The sequence below is a fragment of the Alteromonas abrolhosensis genome, assembly GCF_001953635.1.
In the GTDB taxonomy this organism is placed as follows: domain Bacteria; phylum Pseudomonadota; class Gammaproteobacteria; order Enterobacterales; family Alteromonadaceae; genus Alteromonas; species Alteromonas abrolhosensis.
In genome coordinates, this window is the sequence record NZ_MEJH01000003.1 from 1,192,181 (window position 1) to 1,208,701 (window position 16,521).

General features: G+C 44.4%; 12 protein-coding genes. 3 read left to right on the top strand and 9 right to left on the bottom strand.

Annotated elements, in window-relative coordinates; all coding sequences use genetic code 11:
* Together BGK61_RS07285 and msrP are read right to left on the bottom strand one after the other, a co-directional pair.
* Nucleotides 1–630, bottom strand: a complete 630-nt coding sequence (locus BGK61_RS07285) for a protein-methionine-sulfoxide reductase heme-binding subunit MsrQ (protein ID WP_014998632.1) — start codon at nucleotides 628–630, stop codon at nucleotides 1–3.
* A 95-nt stretch (nucleotides 631–725) separates the two neighbouring features.
* The gene (gene msrP / locus BGK61_RS07290; RefSeq protein ID WP_014998631.1) at nucleotides 726–1,733 is read right to left on the bottom strand and encodes a protein-methionine-sulfoxide reductase catalytic subunit MsrP; all 1,008 of its coding nucleotides are present in this window, start codon (nucleotides 1,731–1,733) and stop codon (nucleotides 726–728) included.
* A gap of 299 nt (nucleotides 1,734–2,032) precedes the next feature.
* On the opposite strand from msrP, the gene BGK61_RS07295 reads away from it, so the two are divergent.
* Nucleotides 2,033–2,860 (top strand): hypothetical protein, encoded by an 828-nt coding sequence (locus BGK61_RS07295; protein WP_076011805.1) that lies wholly within the window; start codon nucleotides 2,033–2,035, stop codon nucleotides 2,858–2,860.
* Nucleotides 2,861–2,921: 61 nt separating this feature from the next.
* On the opposite strand, the gene BGK61_RS07300 is transcribed toward BGK61_RS07295, so the two are convergent.
* The 3 genes from BGK61_RS07300 to BGK61_RS07310 form a co-directional block, all read right to left on the bottom strand.
* Complete coding sequence (locus BGK61_RS07300) at nucleotides 2,922–4,265, bottom strand: anti-phage deoxyguanosine triphosphatase (protein ID WP_083648687.1); 1,344 nt, start codon at nucleotides 4,263–4,265, stop codon at nucleotides 2,922–2,924.
* 77 nt (nucleotides 4,266–4,342) lie between these two features.
* Nucleotides 4,343–4,942: a 5'-deoxynucleotidase gene (gene yfbR / locus BGK61_RS07305; RefSeq protein ID WP_076011807.1), complete on the bottom strand. Its 600-nt coding sequence runs from the start codon at nucleotides 4,940–4,942 to the stop codon at nucleotides 4,343–4,345.
* Between the two features lies 1 nt (nucleotide 4,943).
* Entirely contained in the window at nucleotides 4,944–6,164 is a 1,221-nt protein-coding gene (locus tag BGK61_RS07310) for a pyridoxal phosphate-dependent aminotransferase (RefSeq protein WP_014998627.1), read from the bottom strand.
* Nucleotides 6,165–6,436: 272 nt separating this feature from the next.
* Between BGK61_RS07310 and BGK61_RS07315 the strand changes: the two genes are divergently transcribed.
* Together BGK61_RS07315 and BGK61_RS07320 are read left to right on the top strand one after the other, a co-directional pair.
* Nucleotides 6,437–7,231: a DUF2189 domain-containing protein gene (locus BGK61_RS07315; protein ID WP_014949751.1), complete on the top strand. Its 795-nt coding sequence runs from the start codon at nucleotides 6,437–6,439 to the stop codon at nucleotides 7,229–7,231.
* Between the two features lie 417 nt (nucleotides 7,232–7,648).
* Entirely contained in the window at nucleotides 7,649–7,993 is a 345-nt protein-coding gene (locus BGK61_RS07320; RefSeq protein WP_014976749.1) for a DUF3718 domain-containing protein, read from the top strand.
* 126 nt (nucleotides 7,994–8,119) lie between these two features.
* On the opposite strand, the gene BGK61_RS07325 is transcribed toward BGK61_RS07320, so the two are convergent.
* The 4 genes from BGK61_RS07325 to BGK61_RS07340 all read right to left on the bottom strand — a co-directional run bounded on the left by BGK61_RS07325 (nucleotide 8,120) and on the right by BGK61_RS07340 (nucleotide 16,444).
* Nucleotides 8,120–11,299 (bottom strand): efflux RND transporter permease subunit, encoded by a 3,180-nt coding sequence (locus BGK61_RS07325; protein ID WP_083648686.1) that lies wholly within the window; start codon nucleotides 11,297–11,299, stop codon nucleotides 8,120–8,122.
* Complete coding sequence (locus BGK61_RS07330; protein WP_076011808.1) at nucleotides 11,296–14,679, bottom strand: efflux RND transporter permease subunit; 3,384 nt, start codon at nucleotides 14,677–14,679, stop codon at nucleotides 11,296–11,298. Before BGK61_RS07330 ends, BGK61_RS07325 begins: the two co-directional genes overlap by 4 nt.
* Before the next feature lie 25 nt (nucleotides 14,680–14,704).
* Entirely contained in the window at nucleotides 14,705–15,838 is a 1,134-nt protein-coding gene (locus BGK61_RS07335; protein WP_076011818.1) for an efflux RND transporter periplasmic adaptor subunit, read from the bottom strand.
* A gap of 213 nt (nucleotides 15,839–16,051) precedes the next feature.
* Nucleotides 16,052–16,444, bottom strand: a complete 393-nt coding sequence (locus tag BGK61_RS07340) for an OsmC family protein (protein ID WP_014998622.1) — start codon at nucleotides 16,442–16,444, stop codon at nucleotides 16,052–16,054.
* Nucleotides 16,445–16,521 lie beyond the last annotated feature (77 nt).

A 16,521-nucleotide genomic window follows, 5' to 3' on the forward strand; every position in this document is an offset into this window, starting at 1 on the left:
CTATTGGCTTTTCTTCTGATACGTCACATACCACTGCTTCATTCTTGGGCTCATTAATATCAGTCCAATCATCCAATACCAAACGGGCTCTTGCCAAAACGTCTTCTGCGACCAGCTGAAATGAAGTAGTGCAAGGGGCAGGATCAGGTAAATGCTGTTATGAAGCTTCTGCCACTTTCTTCCCATTTTGCGCTGGATACGCTTAAACGACGTAGCAGTGAGAGCAAAAAGAAGAAGTAACGCTGCCATGCCAACAATGATGTATGGCCTGCTTACTATCTCGCTAGCCACTAGTGCCATATCAAGCTGGAGTTCAAACACAATGTAAGTGAGCAGGTGTGCAAAGGCGTACACAAAGGTGTATACGCCAATCATACGTCTGAATTGCATCGGTTCTGGGCTTGGTAGCCATTTAGCAAGTGGGCTTAGAGTAAGTGTTAATAAAAGAAAGTGAATTGCCCAGGTTCCAGTCTCATTGATGAGCGTGTTTACGGGGTCTGGACTAAGCTGATCGGTTACCCCTGCAAAAAACAACCAGGCGATATAGCCTAATGCGAAAAGGTGAATAAGACCTTTTAGGCTGCGGCGTTGCCAAACAGAGAGTCGAAATGGTTTTTTTCTTAACGGCATTAAATGAACAACTTAATAATAATGTTTAAAAACTCTAGTTAAGTGATATTGATATGAATGACTAGCTATTTGGTTGTGGCCTCATAAAGCTACAACTAGTAATAACGGGATAAGTCCATATCTTTGTATAGCGGCGCGACTTCGCTGTAACCGTTGAACATTTGGGTGTCGATGCGATTTCTGGCGAGTAGCCCACCTGTGGTTATTCTACGCTCGCTGGCCTGGCTCCACCTTGGGTGTGACACGTTTGGATTCACATTGGCGTAAAAGCCATACTCGTTGGCGGCCAGTCGATTCCATGTGGTAGGCGGCTTCTTGTCGGTAAGGCGAATTCTCACAATAGACTTAATGCTTTTAAAACCATATTTCCACGGTACAACAAGCCTGATAGGCGCGCCGTTTTGAGGTGGCAAGGTCTTCCCGTAAAGACCAACCGACATGAGCGTTAACGGGTGCATGGCTTCGTCAAGACGCAAACCCTCTACGTAAGGGTAATCAATACCACCACCGGTAAAGCGGCTTCGTTGACCGGGCATTTGCTCAGGGTCATATAGGGTTTCAAATGCTACATATTTGGCTGACATTAATGGCTCGGCTTGTTTTAACAACGCCCCCAACTCAAACCCAATCCAAGGCACCACCATCGACCATGCTTCCACACAGCGCAAGCGGTAAATGCGTTCTTCAAGGGGAAAACGCTTTGTTAAGGCATCGTGATCAAGCTCAATGGGGTTTTTAACCATCCCGTCAACTTTTAACATCCATGGATTAGTTTGAAATTCAGTCGCATTTTTGGCTGGTGCATCTTTAGATGTGCCAAACTCATAAAAGTTGTTGTAGCTGGTTACTTTATCTTCAGGCGTTCGGGTTTCCGTTATTTGGAACTTAGGGGGCTGACTAAACTCAAGCGCCTTTCCTTTAAACGCTGTCTTTTCTTCCTCATTTTCCCAAAACCAACCAGCAGCGCCTGCCGACTTCGCTAACAGCGTAGACGCACCCACAAAGCCCATAGATTTGAGCAATGAACGACGACTCTTGTAAACGTCTTCATTGGTTACATCGTTGTAAGTTAATTTTACTGAGGGTTTAAATGGTTTTGCCATTACTATACCTTTATCTGCCGTTAAAAAACGCCATATCTAAATAAGCTTCTCTGTATATATTTGGTACTTGAGAATGTTATAGCGCGCATTAAGCTTTACTTGATGTTTTAACAATGCTGTTAATACGAGACCACAGCAATTAAGTTTTAGGTGCGTGTTAAAATAGACCTTAAAACTCGTTAATAAATTTCAAGAAAATGTGGTGCTATCAAAACCTTTCGATTTTGACATGCTGTAATAATGGCAGTAGGGTTTAAATCAGACAGGAAGTTGATGACGACAGCAAAGGAAAGCAGCCTATGAAAGTAATTACGGCAATCGTGGTTGTCTTATGTGTGCATGTGGCAAATACCAGTTGGGCTGAGGAATTATCCAACATCGATGCATTTCCTTTTATCGAGCGTAGTTCAGATAAAAGTGCAGCCCTATATCATTCCATTATTTCAGGTAACCTAAATCCAAGCGAAGCTTCTACGCTTAGCGCAATTGAAAACATATTAACTGACCCCAACGTGCAATTGCCTGATATGGTTGTAGCTTCACTCGGTCTTCAATTTTTATCTGCGAACATCGCTAACGGTAGTTCTCCACTTTTGCTGGAAGATATATCCGACCTGTATGAGAAAGCCAAAGCAAACTTTATGAGCGATAGGTTGCAACTTCGAAATTTTTTAAGCTGTACGCTTTATGGAAATAAGAAAGTCAAATACACCCTTAAAGCATTGGACACTTTGGTTGATGCAAATGATGAGTATTTTAATCAGGTCCATATGAGGCACTTTAGAGAAACAGACCAGCTAACGCGAAGTTTAGCTGCTCAAATGTATGGGATGGTTACTAGAGAAACAGTCTTCATGGCGAAAACGTATCGCGCAATCCTTAACTTTCACAAACGCTATCCCGAAAGTGTATTGGATGAGCGCATTGATGTTGCGTTGCTATTGCGAAATTTAGCAGTGGGCTATAATCAAATGCGCGCCCAATCCCTTGAGTTAAGTACTAAGCGCTTGATCAAACAACTTGAAAATGAAGGCGTAATACCTGCGGCATCGCTAAGAAACAGAGTGTACAGCTATATTGAAATTGAACACATTCCTTGGTTGGTGAGTACGTCTACTCGTTTATAAGTTAAGTTCAACGCCATTCTTAGAAAAAGTAACTGCACGATTTGTTATTTAGCCGATTGGTTTACATATGCAAACTATCTTGAATACCGCCTTGTTTTGGTGAAAAGATATTGCTGTATAGGCGAGAGGCAAATTCATCCGTCATACCAGATATATAGTCGGCGAGAACGCGCATACCATTGCCGCTCTCACAGGCCTTGCGCCAGCGAACTTGCGTGTTCTCGGGAAGTAAGCGGTCGGGATCTGATGCAAATGCCTCAAAAAGCTCCATAACAACCAGCTGCCCTTTGTATTCAAGAAGCTGCACGTCGGGGCGGCGTATTACTTTGTTAAACACAAAGCGTTTGAAGAGCTCTAGAGCTTGCGCAAATTGATCAGGCATCACAGCGTTGAACGCCAGTAACGGATGAGCAAAACCCTCAACGCCTTTTATTTCAATAGCTGTAATAAAGCTATTTACCAGCGCGCCTATGGCATTTTTCCTTTCGTGATGTGCAGCGCTAAATAGCTTATTGGTTAGCACTTCTATATTGTCTGACAGCCACGGTACATCTAGCGCTTTTAGCGGGGTGGTTACATCCTCGACAAAATGATGCTTGTCGACCATATCCATTACAATGGCATCTTCTAAGTCGTGAATGCCATAGGCGATATCGTCAGACAGCTCCATAATTGAGCAGTCGAACGATTTAAATTGTGTTTTACTGTGGGTATTCGGTTTTGCAGTAAACTGCATAAACGCATCTTTATCTTCATTGCTAAATGGCGCAAGTAGCCAGTCGAATAGGGGCTCGTCGCAGCGAAACAGACCTTTTGGTGGATGCCAGTCGTGGGCCTTTACCTGACGAAGTGAAACAGGGCGCTCTGGCGTAGGTCCTTTACTATGAAGGGCATCGATAAAATTCGGATATTTAACCAAGCCTAACACGCTTCTTCTGCATAAATTCATGCCGTGTTCGGCGGTATAGGGCTCTAGCTGAGTGATGATCCTAAAAGTTTGTCCGTTTCCTTCAAACCCGCCGTATTGGTGCATCATGTAATTAAGCGCAATTTCACCACCATGGCCGAATGGGGGATGACCAATATCGTGAGCCAAGCAGAGGGTTTCGATTAACGTAGGATCAAGCGCTAACGTCGAGGCAATATCTGGAAATTTCACCCAAAGTTGGGCAGTAATACCGGTGCCAATTTGGGCGGCTTCTAGAGAGTGGGTTAGTCGAGTGCGATAGAAGTCGCTCAGCCCCACACCGAGCACTTGCGTTTTTGCCTGTAATCTACGAAAGGCGGCGCTATGAAGAACGCGCGCTTTATCACGTTGATACGGATTGCGGTGATCGCCGTCTCTTGTTTCACTACGGGGTAAACGACGCTCGTGTAATGCTAATTCCCATTCGCTTGTTGCCAAAAAAAACCTCGCTGCCATGCTGTGTTTGCTACTTCTATTCGTCAGTATAGTAGTTTATGGGCTGTTAGCCGCCTTGCTTACATATCGTCTTGCGTAATTTCATCAAGGCTTAAAGAAAAGCTTGGTACGTAGCGTGTTAAGAAGTAGTCCACCTCATCAGAATGATATTCTTTAAGGGTTTTATCTAATCTTTTCTTAGCAAGCTTAAACTCTTGGTTGCCAGCAGCCAATTCTTCAAGCGTTTTAAGGTAAGCGCAAAGCACGTCTGCTGCTTTTACAATAAAAGCTTCTTCTTCGCTATGGTAGTGATGATCAATAAGCGCCGCATAGTCTTCACGAAACGCTTCAGGCGCCATTTCAATGAGCTTGTTCTCTGCAATTTTTTCGATCTTTTTGTATTCTTCTTTAATCGCAGGGTTGAAGTATTTTACTGGAGTAGGCAGGTCTCCGGTGAGCACCTCGGACACATCGTGAAATATTGCCATGGTAGCAATACGATCAGGATTTAGTGTGCCGCCAAAAAACTTATTTTTTATTAAAGCAAGCGCATGGGCAACCATGGCCACCTGCAAACTGTGCTCCTGCACATTTTCTGTGCGCACATTGTGCATCAGCGGCCAACGATTAATAAGCTTTAAGCGCGCCAGGTGCGCAAAAAAGTGACTTTTATCAGACACGTTACGCCCCCTGTTTATACGTTCTAAAGAAGTTGCCAATACGATGTAGAGCTGGCACCAATACATCGCTGTGCGGTAAAAATACTAATCGGAAGTAGGTGCCTTCGGTTAGGTTAAACGCACGACCGTGTACCAGCAGAATTTTTTCAGAACTTAATAAGTCCAGCACCATTTGTTCATCGTTTTGAATGTTGAATTTCTTCTCATCCACTTTGGCAAAACAATACATGGCACCTTTAGGTTTAACGCACGAAATACCGTCAATGCCGTTTAGCATATCTGTAGTTACGTCACGCTGAATGCGAAGGCGCCCGTTTTCTTTCACCAAGTCGTCAATGCTTTGATAGCCGCCTAACGCTGTTTGAATAGCGCTTTGACAAGGTACATTTGCACACATTCGCATGGAAGATAGGATATTAAGCCCTTCAATATAGTCAGACGCTAATCGCTTGTTGCCGCTTACTACAAGCCAGCCAGAGCGAAAGCCCGCCACACGGTAGTTTTTACTTAAACCGCCAAAGGTAACAAAAAACACATCGTCAGCCAGTGAAGCAATACTGGTGTGCTTTGCTTCATCGTAAAGAATTTTGTCGTAAATCTCGTCGCTAAATACCACTAGCCCGTGCTCGCGGGCAACTTCAACTACTTCTTGCAACAGGGCTTTGTCGTAAACTGCACCAGTAGGGTTGTTAGGGTTAATAAGTACGATCGCGCGAGTTTTACTGGTGATTTTACTTTTTATGTCGTCAATGTCTGGAAACCAGCCTGCTTGCTCGTCGCAGCGATAGTGAACGGGTGAACCTGACGAGAGGCTAACTGCTGCTGTCCATAGCGGGTAGTCAGGGCTTGGAATAAGCACTTCGTCGCCATGATTAAGTAAAGCTTGCATCGCCATCATGATTAACTCAGATACACCGTTGCCAATATAAACATCGTCTACACGAATGTCTTTAATATTGCGCTGCTGGTAATACTGCATCACGGCCACACGGGCGGCATAAATTCCTGTCGAGTCTGAATATCCTTGAGACGTAGGCAGGTTATGAATAACGTCTTTTACGATATCGTCAGGGGCTTCAAATCCAAATGGGGCGGGGTTACCGATATTCAGTTTTAATATACGGTGTCCTTCGTCTTCCATTTTGCGTGCTTGCGCAGCAATTGGGCCTCTAATGTCGTAACAAACGTTATCTAATTTATGTGAGCGAGATACAGTTTTCATGGTCTATCTGGTTGATTTACATACCCTGAGATTATCGCAATACAAAGTCATATGCGATGGCCTTTTTGCAGTATTTATACTTTAAACAGGACTTTTTTTACTAACTGGTTATTTATTGAGCGCATTGCGAGATATACATTCTAAATGTCACTTAAGTATAAAAAATATGTTAATAGCTTGTGAACTTTTGATTCTGCGCCTATCGTAGTAGTAAGGCGTGTATAAAAAACGCGTTAGTAACAAACAGGCTAACAAGCAGAGGTGATAAGAATATGTCGCACCATTTCAAAGAAACACCAGAGAATGCAATCACGCAAAGCGGTATAGCTCGCGTTATTCCCTGTAAAGAGTTAGACGTTGGCGACCCTATAAAGTGGTTGTCGTTAGCATTAAGAGACGCCATGCGCGCCCCGGGGCTTACTTTATTTTATGGCGTACTTTTCGCGGTTATTCCGTGGTTCATTATGTATTTGGTTGAAATGACAGGTTGGCACTTGGTCATTCTACCCGCCATTGTGTGTTTCATGTTGGTAGGGCCTTTTCTGGCTGCTGGCCTTTATGATGTGAGCTGGGAAATGGAGAAAGGCCATAAGCCCACGTTACGCCACTCTTTACGCGCAATGCGCCGAAATGCGTTTAACGAGTGGGGCTTTGCCATTTTGCTTATGGTGATGATGATATTTTGGTTGCGTGTTGCATCGCTAATCCATGCACTTTATCCGCCTTACATAGAAAACGATTTAGAAAGCTTATTACCATTTTTAGCGCTAGGCACAATTGTTGGTGCGGGTTTTACATTGGCTATGCTTTTCATTACGGCGTTTACCCAGCCTATTTTGATGGAACGTAAAGTTGACCTTGCTACCGCCGTATTAACCAGCGTTAACGCAGTATGGCTTAATAAGGTGCCCATGCTTATTTGGGGGGCGATCATCTTTACCACCGTTGCGATTGGTTACGTAACCGGGTTTATTGGTTTCATCGTGTTGATGCCTATTATCGGCTACGCGTCATGGCATGCTTATATTGATGCTATCGAGACTAAGCGCGAACGCAAATATGAGTAGTCGGCTGCGCTTTCTGTAATTTATTTACGGAAAGGGCGAGTGTTTCTGCTTATTAAATGCGCTTCATCATTATATATTTTGTTAAAATTACATTTTTAAGGCCCCGAAAGGGGCCTTTTTGTATTTAAGTTTTATACTTCTTTCTTTTTTCAAGTGTCGTTGCTAGATACACTAGTAATATATAATTTAGATTAGTCTCTATAAAACAATGGTTTAAGCCGATAACAACGGTGTAACAAACAGATTTACTGCGTATTTACCCCCGTTACACAATCATTCAACAGAAAAGTTTTAATTCTTGATGCATAAATAAAGGGCGTTGAGCGAATTGTTGATTGTTCAGCTTTGTTCAACCAAAAACTAAGAGTTTTCCACAAACTTGATTAAAGCCTTTATCTACACATTGAGGAATTAAACATGAAACCAGTTAAATCGAAACTAGCCAACGCGGTAAAAGTTCTAGCTGTAACTGCAACCGTAGCATTTAGCGTTAACGCAACTGCCGCAGCACCGCAAAAAGACATACGCTTTGTAGGCGAAACCCAATTCGCAGGGTTTTGTAAAGCTGTGATAAATGATGACGTTAGAGTACTTCGCTCTAGTCTTTCACGTAACGTAGGTCGAATTGGTGCCAGCCAACGTGAAGTGTTGCGTATGGTAACGTCTGAAGAAGGATTAACGTGCAATGGCAGTAGCCTAATTGAGTTTTCAGTAGAGCGTCACGCTGATGCCGTACACGAATACTTAACGTCGCGTAGCTAAAGCGTTGACTGCGGTAACGATAAATCCAGAAAAAGCGGGCTAGCTTGCACTCATCGTCATTCACGTTGACGTAAATGGTGAAAACTAGACCCGCTTTTTGTCTTACTTTTTGCTTTAAAACGCGCCTTAATTAGCGATTTTAATGTACGTGGCTACACGCGCTTTACTGGTTTTAAACAAACGTTGCGTTTTAAACCTAAGCTTTAATAGCAACACATAAGCAAGTGGTACTAAGAACAAGCTGGTTAGCGTTGAGAACACCAGCCCACCAATGATTGCAATGGCCATTGGCGAGTAGGGAGGGCCGTCGCCGCCAATTCGAGTACTCCCCATCGCAAGTGGAATAAGCCCTAGAACTGTAGTGGCTACTGTCATCAGAATAGGCCTGATACGTGTCATACATCCTTCAATCACTGCGTCATACAGCGACAAACCTTCATTGATGAGCTGATTAATTCTGTCTACTAACACAATGCCGTTGTTAACCACAATACCCATCAGAATCAGCATGCCAATCATCCCCATGATAGACATAGATGTACCAGTAACCATGAATGCCCAAAACACACCTGTGAACGAAAACAGTAGTGACGTAATTACAGATGTTGGAAGGATTAGCGATTCAAACAACGCAGCCATCACAACGTATATCATGCAAAGCGCTAGTAGCATATTCATTTGCATAACCGCATTGGCTTCATCCTGGCGAGAGAAGCTGCCGTCTAGCGTCCACTTGTAGCCTGTCGGCAATTCGATATTAGCTAATGCTTTTTCTATGCGTTCACGAGCTTGTTCGGTGGTGGTTTCACCCTCTAAATTTGCACCAATAGCTAGCGCGGTTTGACGATAGTTGCGGTTAATTTGCGAAAGCTGTGGCACCACAGAGAAATCTGCAATCATGTTCAGCGTTACTGATTGACCCTGCGTAAACCCAATATTGATGTTCTTAAGTTCGCTTAGCGAGGCTTGAATATCGCTGCCAAACTTAAGCTGCACCGCCACTTCTCCGGCGTCACCATAGCGGAATGTACGTAAATTACTGCCGCGTAGTGCCGTAGAGATAAGTTTTGCCACATCGTTTACTTGTATGCCAAAGCGGTTTGCTTTCTCTCTGTCTATGCGTATTTGAACCTCATCACGGGTAGATCCCGTGTCGGCTTTTACATCTTCCAGCCCTTCTATAGTGGAAAGAATAGGGATGATCTGCTCTGAAATATTTAACAAGGTTTCTGAAGACTCGCCCAACAGCGTTACTCTTACGCCACCACCGTTGCCGCTATCCCACTGGAAAGAGGGGCGAGCACGCACGAATGAAGGCATGTTTTCGCGAATATCCTCCTTAATTTTACCCACACTGACGGGTAATTCGTCATTAAGCGTGATACCACTTACTGCATGGCCGGCAGTAAAATAGGTATACACCTGTTTAATGTGAAAGCGCTCCTGGTTTTCATAAAGATATGCTTCCATTTTATCGACAGTTTTTTCCACTTCATCCAAGGTGAAGTTTTGCGTCACATGGTAATTAAGCCAAATACGCTCTTGGTTGTCGTTACCCTCATCGTCGGACGTAACCACCTGCATAGGCACAAAGGTCGACGCGAGAATAAGCAGAGCAATAACACAAGTTACGCCCTGGTGTTTCAACATCCAGTTAAGCGCACGACCATAGCCTTTTATGTAGGACGGCGTTTTAGGCGTTTTTACAACAGGGATCTTTACCTTAGTTGTCAGTAAGGGAATAAGTGTTTTAGCAATGAAAAGCGACGCAAACAGGGATATACAGATAGCCACAGCAACGTGCTCTAAGAAAATAGTCACGTCTATTTTTACCCCAATAATATTAGGTAAAAACACTATTGCCGTGGTTGCAGTTCCAGCAATGACCGCAAGGCTGACTTTGTTTACACCAATCTGGGTGGCTCGCTTAATGTCACTTTCTTGTTGGCGTTCTTGAAATACGCTTTCAGTGATCACCACGGCGTTGTCTACCAGCATACCTACGGCTAGCATAAGGCCCATCAACGATAAGATATTAAGGGTATAGCCCAATAAATACATTACACCTAAGGTAATGCAAATCGAGAATGGCACTGAAAGCACCACGATTAAGGTAGTGGTGAGCTGGCGCAAGAACAAATACAGCACAATAACTGAAAGTAACGCACCTAAAAGACCAGCGTTTAGCAAATCGCTCAGCGACGAAGTCACGCTTTTCGCGGTGTCGTCCATTACAAATAAACTAATGCCAGTAAATTCAGGGTCTTCCTTGGCTTTTTCGATAACCTTCATTACCGCGTCGGAAACTTCTACAAGATTGCTGCCCGATTCGCGAAATACGTTAAAGCCTACCGCGAAGGTGCGATCTAAATGACGTCCTTCGTTGCGTTGAGGAAGCTCGTAAGTCACGCTGGCTATATCAGACAAGCGAACGCTGCGGGTAACCCACATGTTTTTAAAGTCGTTCACATCGGTAAATTCGCCAGTTGGGTTAACCAGAACTTTTTCACCGTTATTGTACATGTAGCCCGCGGTTAGCGAGAAGTTTGCGTTTTGAAGCTGTTGCTCTAAGCGTGTACCGTCTATTTGGTAGGCCGCCATTTTCTTAGGATCTAAGCGAATAGTAATTTGACGCTTCATGGTGCCGTATAGCTCAACTTTCGACACACCCGGAACACGCTCTAGCGGTCGCTTAAGGTTACGCTCAAGCAAGTCGTAAGCATTCGATAAGTCGCGGTCGCTCGATACACGCAGCTGGAATATAGGCATATCGTTGGTGTTAAACTTGTACACCATGATCCGCTCTATATCGTCAGGGAGTTCATGGCGAATAGCGTCAATCTTCTCCCGTGCTTCAATACTTTTGGCTTTAAGGTTTTCATCCCAGTCGAACTCCACAATGACCTCGGCCATATTGTCGTACGAACGTGCCCTTAATCGCTTTATCCCCGACATGGTAGCAACAGCCTCTTCAACCGGACGGGTTATCATGGTTTCAATTTCAACTGGAGTCGCATCAGGGTAGGGGATCTGCACTACCATTTCTGGAATATCAATCCCTGGGAATTTCTCTAAAGGCAATAAGCGGCCAGATACAATGCCGAACAGCAACATAGACAAAAACAGCATTCCGATGGTAACGGGCTTATTTAGCGCAAAGCGTGCAAGCGAGGCGCCTATACCTGCAATTTTTGAAAGCTGCGGCTGTGAAACTATGTCTGTCTCGCGTTGATTCGGGTCACGTGTTTGGCGCTTGTCAGTGTGGGTTTCAGAACTGTTATTAGCGTTGTGAGAAGGTGTACTCATAGTACACCTCCTTTTGGCATTGCTTCCTTGTCACCAAAGCCTACGTTTTCACGAGAATTATCTTTCACAGGCGCTTTCTTCTTAACGTCGAACAGGCTGTAAAGCACTGGCAGTAAAATGAGGGTGAGCAAGCTTGCAAACAGAAGGCCGTAAATAACGGTGATGGCCATTGGCGTGCGAATTTCAGCACCTTCGCCAAAACCAAACGCCATAGGCAATAAACCCAGTACCGTAGTAAGGGTGGTCATAACAATAGGGCGCAGGCGGGTTTTAGCAGCATCTAGAATAGCTGTATCTTTCTCTACTCCTTGACGGCGTAACTGATTTATACGGTCAACTAATACAATAGCGTTATTCACTACAATACCGCACAGCATAATTAAACCGATAAATACCACCACGTTTAGCGGCGTATTGGTAAGCCACAATCCATACACAGAACCCGCGCCAGCAAGCGGCACAGCGAATAAAATAAGCAGTGGGTGCAGTAACGACTCAAACTGAGACGCCATAACCAAATACACCATGAACACCGCAAGTGCCAAAGCAAACTGTAGCGAACGGAAGCTGCTTTGCATGTCTTCGCTCTGTCCGGTTACTTCTGCATTTAAAGATAGAGGAAGTTGGGTTTCAGCAATGACTTTATTAGCAACGGCAACTGCTTCATCAAGCTTACCCTTAGCTAAATTCGCAGATACCAGCGCTACACGCTGCTGTCCAACGCGGGTAATTTCACTTGGACCTACGCTCATATACACGTCAGCAACGGCACTTAATGGAATAGGTTGTGCAGAGCCTGGGTTAACAACAATGGCGCGCACACTAGCGATGTCGTCTCGCTGGTTTTCTTGCGTTCTTACCAGCACATCTACCTTTCTGTCTTCAACACTATACTGTGTAGCGACACGGCCACCCACCTTTGCTGCAATAAGCTGAGAAACGGTTGATGCATCAAGCTCAAGTCGAGCAAGTTTAGCGTGATGGAAGGCTATCTTGAGCTCTGGGTTTCCGTCACGAATGCTAGTAGTTACATCCGCAAAATTACTGTAACTGGCAAGTTTTGTCGCAATGGCGTCGCCATACTGCTGTAATTGATTAAGGTCGTAGCCCGCAATTTCAATTTGAATAGGCGAGGCAAAGCTAAATAGCTCTGGCTCTGAAAACGTTGCCTGAACCTGAGGTTTGAAGGCTAGGTAATCACGAAGCGCATGCTTCACATCGTCCATGTCGCTAGCTGTCGCCGTAGGCTGCATGACAATGTTTAAACGACCCCAATGATCACCACCTTGATTTGGCGCTGCGCTGATAAGGCTTCCTGTACCAGACATGGCATACGTGCGAAGCACTTTGGTTTCGCCGCCATCATTGTTATTTACTGCAACCGCAGCAAGTTCGCTGATAATAGCGTCGGTACGCGCTAGTGGCGATCCCGCTGGAAGGGTCACTTCTACCGAGAACTCGCCTTGAGATAGGGTTGGGATAAGTTCCATGCCCAATCTCGGTATCAGCAACACCGCGCCCGCCGCAAGTACAAAGGCAATGGCTAGTACCAGTGCTTTTGCTCGAAGGCTTATACGTAGCAGTTTTTCATAGGCGGAAGCGAGAAGGTCAAACGCTTTATTAAATACCCAAATAAGTGGTTTAAAGGCAACGCTCAGTAATTTGCTGACGATATGCCATGCACCTATCACCAAGGTGACCAAAGCTGCAGGTAAAAATACAAAGATAAGTCTGAATACCCAACGGATTGGTAGGGTAAGGTAATACATAACTTTGCCAAACGTTGACGTAGGAGGGGTAGGCGCTGGTGTAGTGAACACCTCTTCGTGATCGAGCTGTTGCTTTTTCTTCTTGTGTGCCATCGCAGGAATTAGTGTAAGCGCGACAACAAGCGATGCAGCTAAAGCGAACGAGACGGTCAACGCTTGGTCTTTAAACAGCTGACCTGCAATACCTTCTACAAATATTAGCGGCACAAACACGGCCATAGTGGTCAGTGTTGAAGCCACAATTGCGCCAGAGACTTCTTTTGTTCCTTCGCTGGCGGCAGATGCCTCAGTGTCTGTGGCTTCTGCCGTCGTTTTTTCATTAGTTGTAGCGTTATCACTTCCAGCCATTTTTAACTTTTTATGACGATCGATATTTTCAAGCACAACAATGCTGTTATCTACCAATAATCCAACAGCAAGCGCGATACCACCTAAGCTCATCATGTTTAAGCTTATATCGTTGGCATACATTAGATTAAAGGTGGCAATTACTGATACCGGAATAGAAACCGAGATAATAACGGTAGCCCAGAAGTCTTTAAGAAAAAGGTACAGCACTAACATGGCTAAAATACCGCCCATCACTGCCGCTGACTTCACGTTATCTATAGCTTGCTTGATGAACACACTTTGATCGTAAATTTCGCTAAGCGTGTAGTTAGAAGGCAGGTTGTTGTTGACCTCATTTAACCGGCTAGCCACCTTTTGCGCAACGTTAACCGCATTAGCATCGCCTTCTTTATAAATGGCAATTTCAATGCCTTCATTGCCGTTAAAGCGCGTTACCACATCACGGTCTTTATACGCACTTTCTACCGTTGCAATATCTTTAAGCTGGATGTTTTTGCCTTCAAAACGGCCAATAAACAGGTTTTCTATATCGCTAAGCGTTTCAAACTGATTCAGGGTTCTGACCAAAAACGCCTGGGCTGCGTTATCAATTCGACCGCCCGCCGCGTTAATATTTTCAGCACTTACCCGGTCAATAATACGGGTAATAGGAATAGAGAGCTGACTGGCTTTTTGCTGGTCGATAAGAATGTGAATTTCGTTCTCTAAACCACCGCCAACGCGCACAGCTGCTACACCCTCTACCGACTCTAAAGCTCTTTTTACCTGCTGTTCGGCATATAAACGAAGTCGCTTCATTTGCGCTACGCTTAAACTTGACGTGTCGCTTTGTGCCGTAAGCCCAAGTTTAATAACTGGATCTAAACTTGGGTTAAAACGAAGAAGTCTTGGCTTTTCTATATCAAGGGGAAGTTGTAAAACATCGAGTTTTTCGCGCACTTCTAAGCTCGCGAAATCCATGTCAGTACCCCATGCAAATGAAAGCACTACGTCAGACTGGCCTGCGCGCGATGTGGACGTAACTTTACGTACGCCTTTTACCACACCGATGGCTTCTTCAATGGGTTTTGAAACCAGTTGTTCGACTTCGCCTGGCGCTGCACCGTTGTAGTCGGTGCGAATGGTGAGAGTAGGGTAAGATAAGTCAGGCAGTAAGTTAACCGACAGTCTGCCTAACGACACCATACCAAATAGCAATACCGCAAAAGTGAACATACTAACGGCAACAGGGCGCTTTACAGCAATATCTACAATACGCATTGTGTGAGTTCCTTGTTAGGCCGAATTAGCTGTTAACTACTTCAACAGGGGCGCTGTCTTTCAGATTTTGGTGGCCTGCAGTAACCACTTCTTCATTACCTTTTAAACCATTGATAACTTCAACGACTTCGTTGTTTTCAAAGCCTGTGGAAATATCAACTTTTTTAACTTTGCCGTTGTCGACAACGAATACACTATGATTATTATCGATGGTAACTAGTGCTCTACGAGGCAACAACGTGGCGTTAGCATGTGTTGCGTACTCAAGTGACACATCGGTAAACATGCCGGCTTTAAGTTTGTTATCTTCGTTAGGTACTTTTAACGTTACTTTGAACGTGCCGGTGGTCGCGTCGATAACCGGGCTGATACGCTCAACGTTGGCTGTAATCGTTCTGTCGCCTAAGGCCGCAACTGTCAACTTAGCGCCTTGCCCAATGACCACGTTAGGCAGCTCGTTTTCGGGTAAATACACAATACCTTGCAGATTGCGCTGCTGAACAATATGGAACATTCTCTCCCGTTGGAACGATTCAGTTAAGTTACCTACTTTGGCGTTTCGCTCTGCAATGTATCCATCAATTGGGGCTGTGATAGTGGCTTCTTTCAAATCAAGTTCAGCTAAGCGTACAGATGCTTTTGCTGATTCAAATTGCGACGTGAGTTTGTCGTAAGTGTCATCGCTGATAAGCTTTTTAGAATATACTTTGTTAACCTTTTCCAGTTCACTCTCAATGCCGGCTAAATCAGCCAGTGCTTTTGATAAGTTTAGCTCGTAGCGGCGCTTATCAAGCTGCGCTAGTACCTGGCCTTTTTCAACATAATCACCTTCTTCTACGAAGATTTCTTCGATGATTCCAGAGGCCCGTGCTACGACAAACGCCTCTTCACGGGCTTCTAAAATAGCTGTTGTGTCATAGGTTGACGTAATGTCGCCAGTGATAATGGTTTGAGTTTCAACGGGAATAGCAAAAACGGTTTCTTCTACTTTTGTGGTTTCAGCTTTGTCGTTTATGGCATCGGCATCGGAGCATGCGGCCATTGAAAGCGATAAGGCAACAATACCACTTCCAACAAGTAGTTTGAGCGATACCGGAGAAACCGGTAAGAGAGAGCGGAACAAAGAGAAAGTAGTGTTGCTTTGCGCTGATGTATCCATGGTCAATAACCCTAACGTAATTGTCGTTATATAATAATGACCGTCTACAGCAGCTAACATGCCAAAGATGTTAACTAATGTTAAATCTTATATTTTTCAAATGCTTATATGTGTAACAAAGCGTTTCTACGAAAAAGCCAACCTTAACGGTTGGCTTTTTTTACTAATGCTTAGCGATAATTGCTAATAAGAGGTTTATTCCACTATAGTTGATTAAACCAAAGTATAGCTTGTGGTAATGTCAACGTTACCCGTTAGCATAAGCATGACCGAACAATATTTTTCGGCAGAAAGCTGAACTGCACGGGCAAGGGCTTTTTCGCTTATTCCTTCGCCAGACACTGTATAATGGGCGTGTATTTTAGTGAATACGCGTGGTGGCTCTTCAGCGCGTTCAGCTTCCAATTCACAATTACAGGCTTCAATGTTAAAGCGGCCTTTTTTAAGAATGTCTACCACGTCAATACTTGAACAAGCGCCAACTGCTAACAGTACCGATTCCATTGGAGACACTGCCTTACCGCTGCCATCCATTACCGTTTTATAACCGCTGTCTGTGGTACCGGTAAACGTTAAATCCTGATCCCAAGAAACACGTGCTTTCATCGTATGTCCTAATGTCATAAAAATAATAAAGAAAGCCACAATACAGGCTTGATAAGCGCGTTATTGCAGCTGCGACA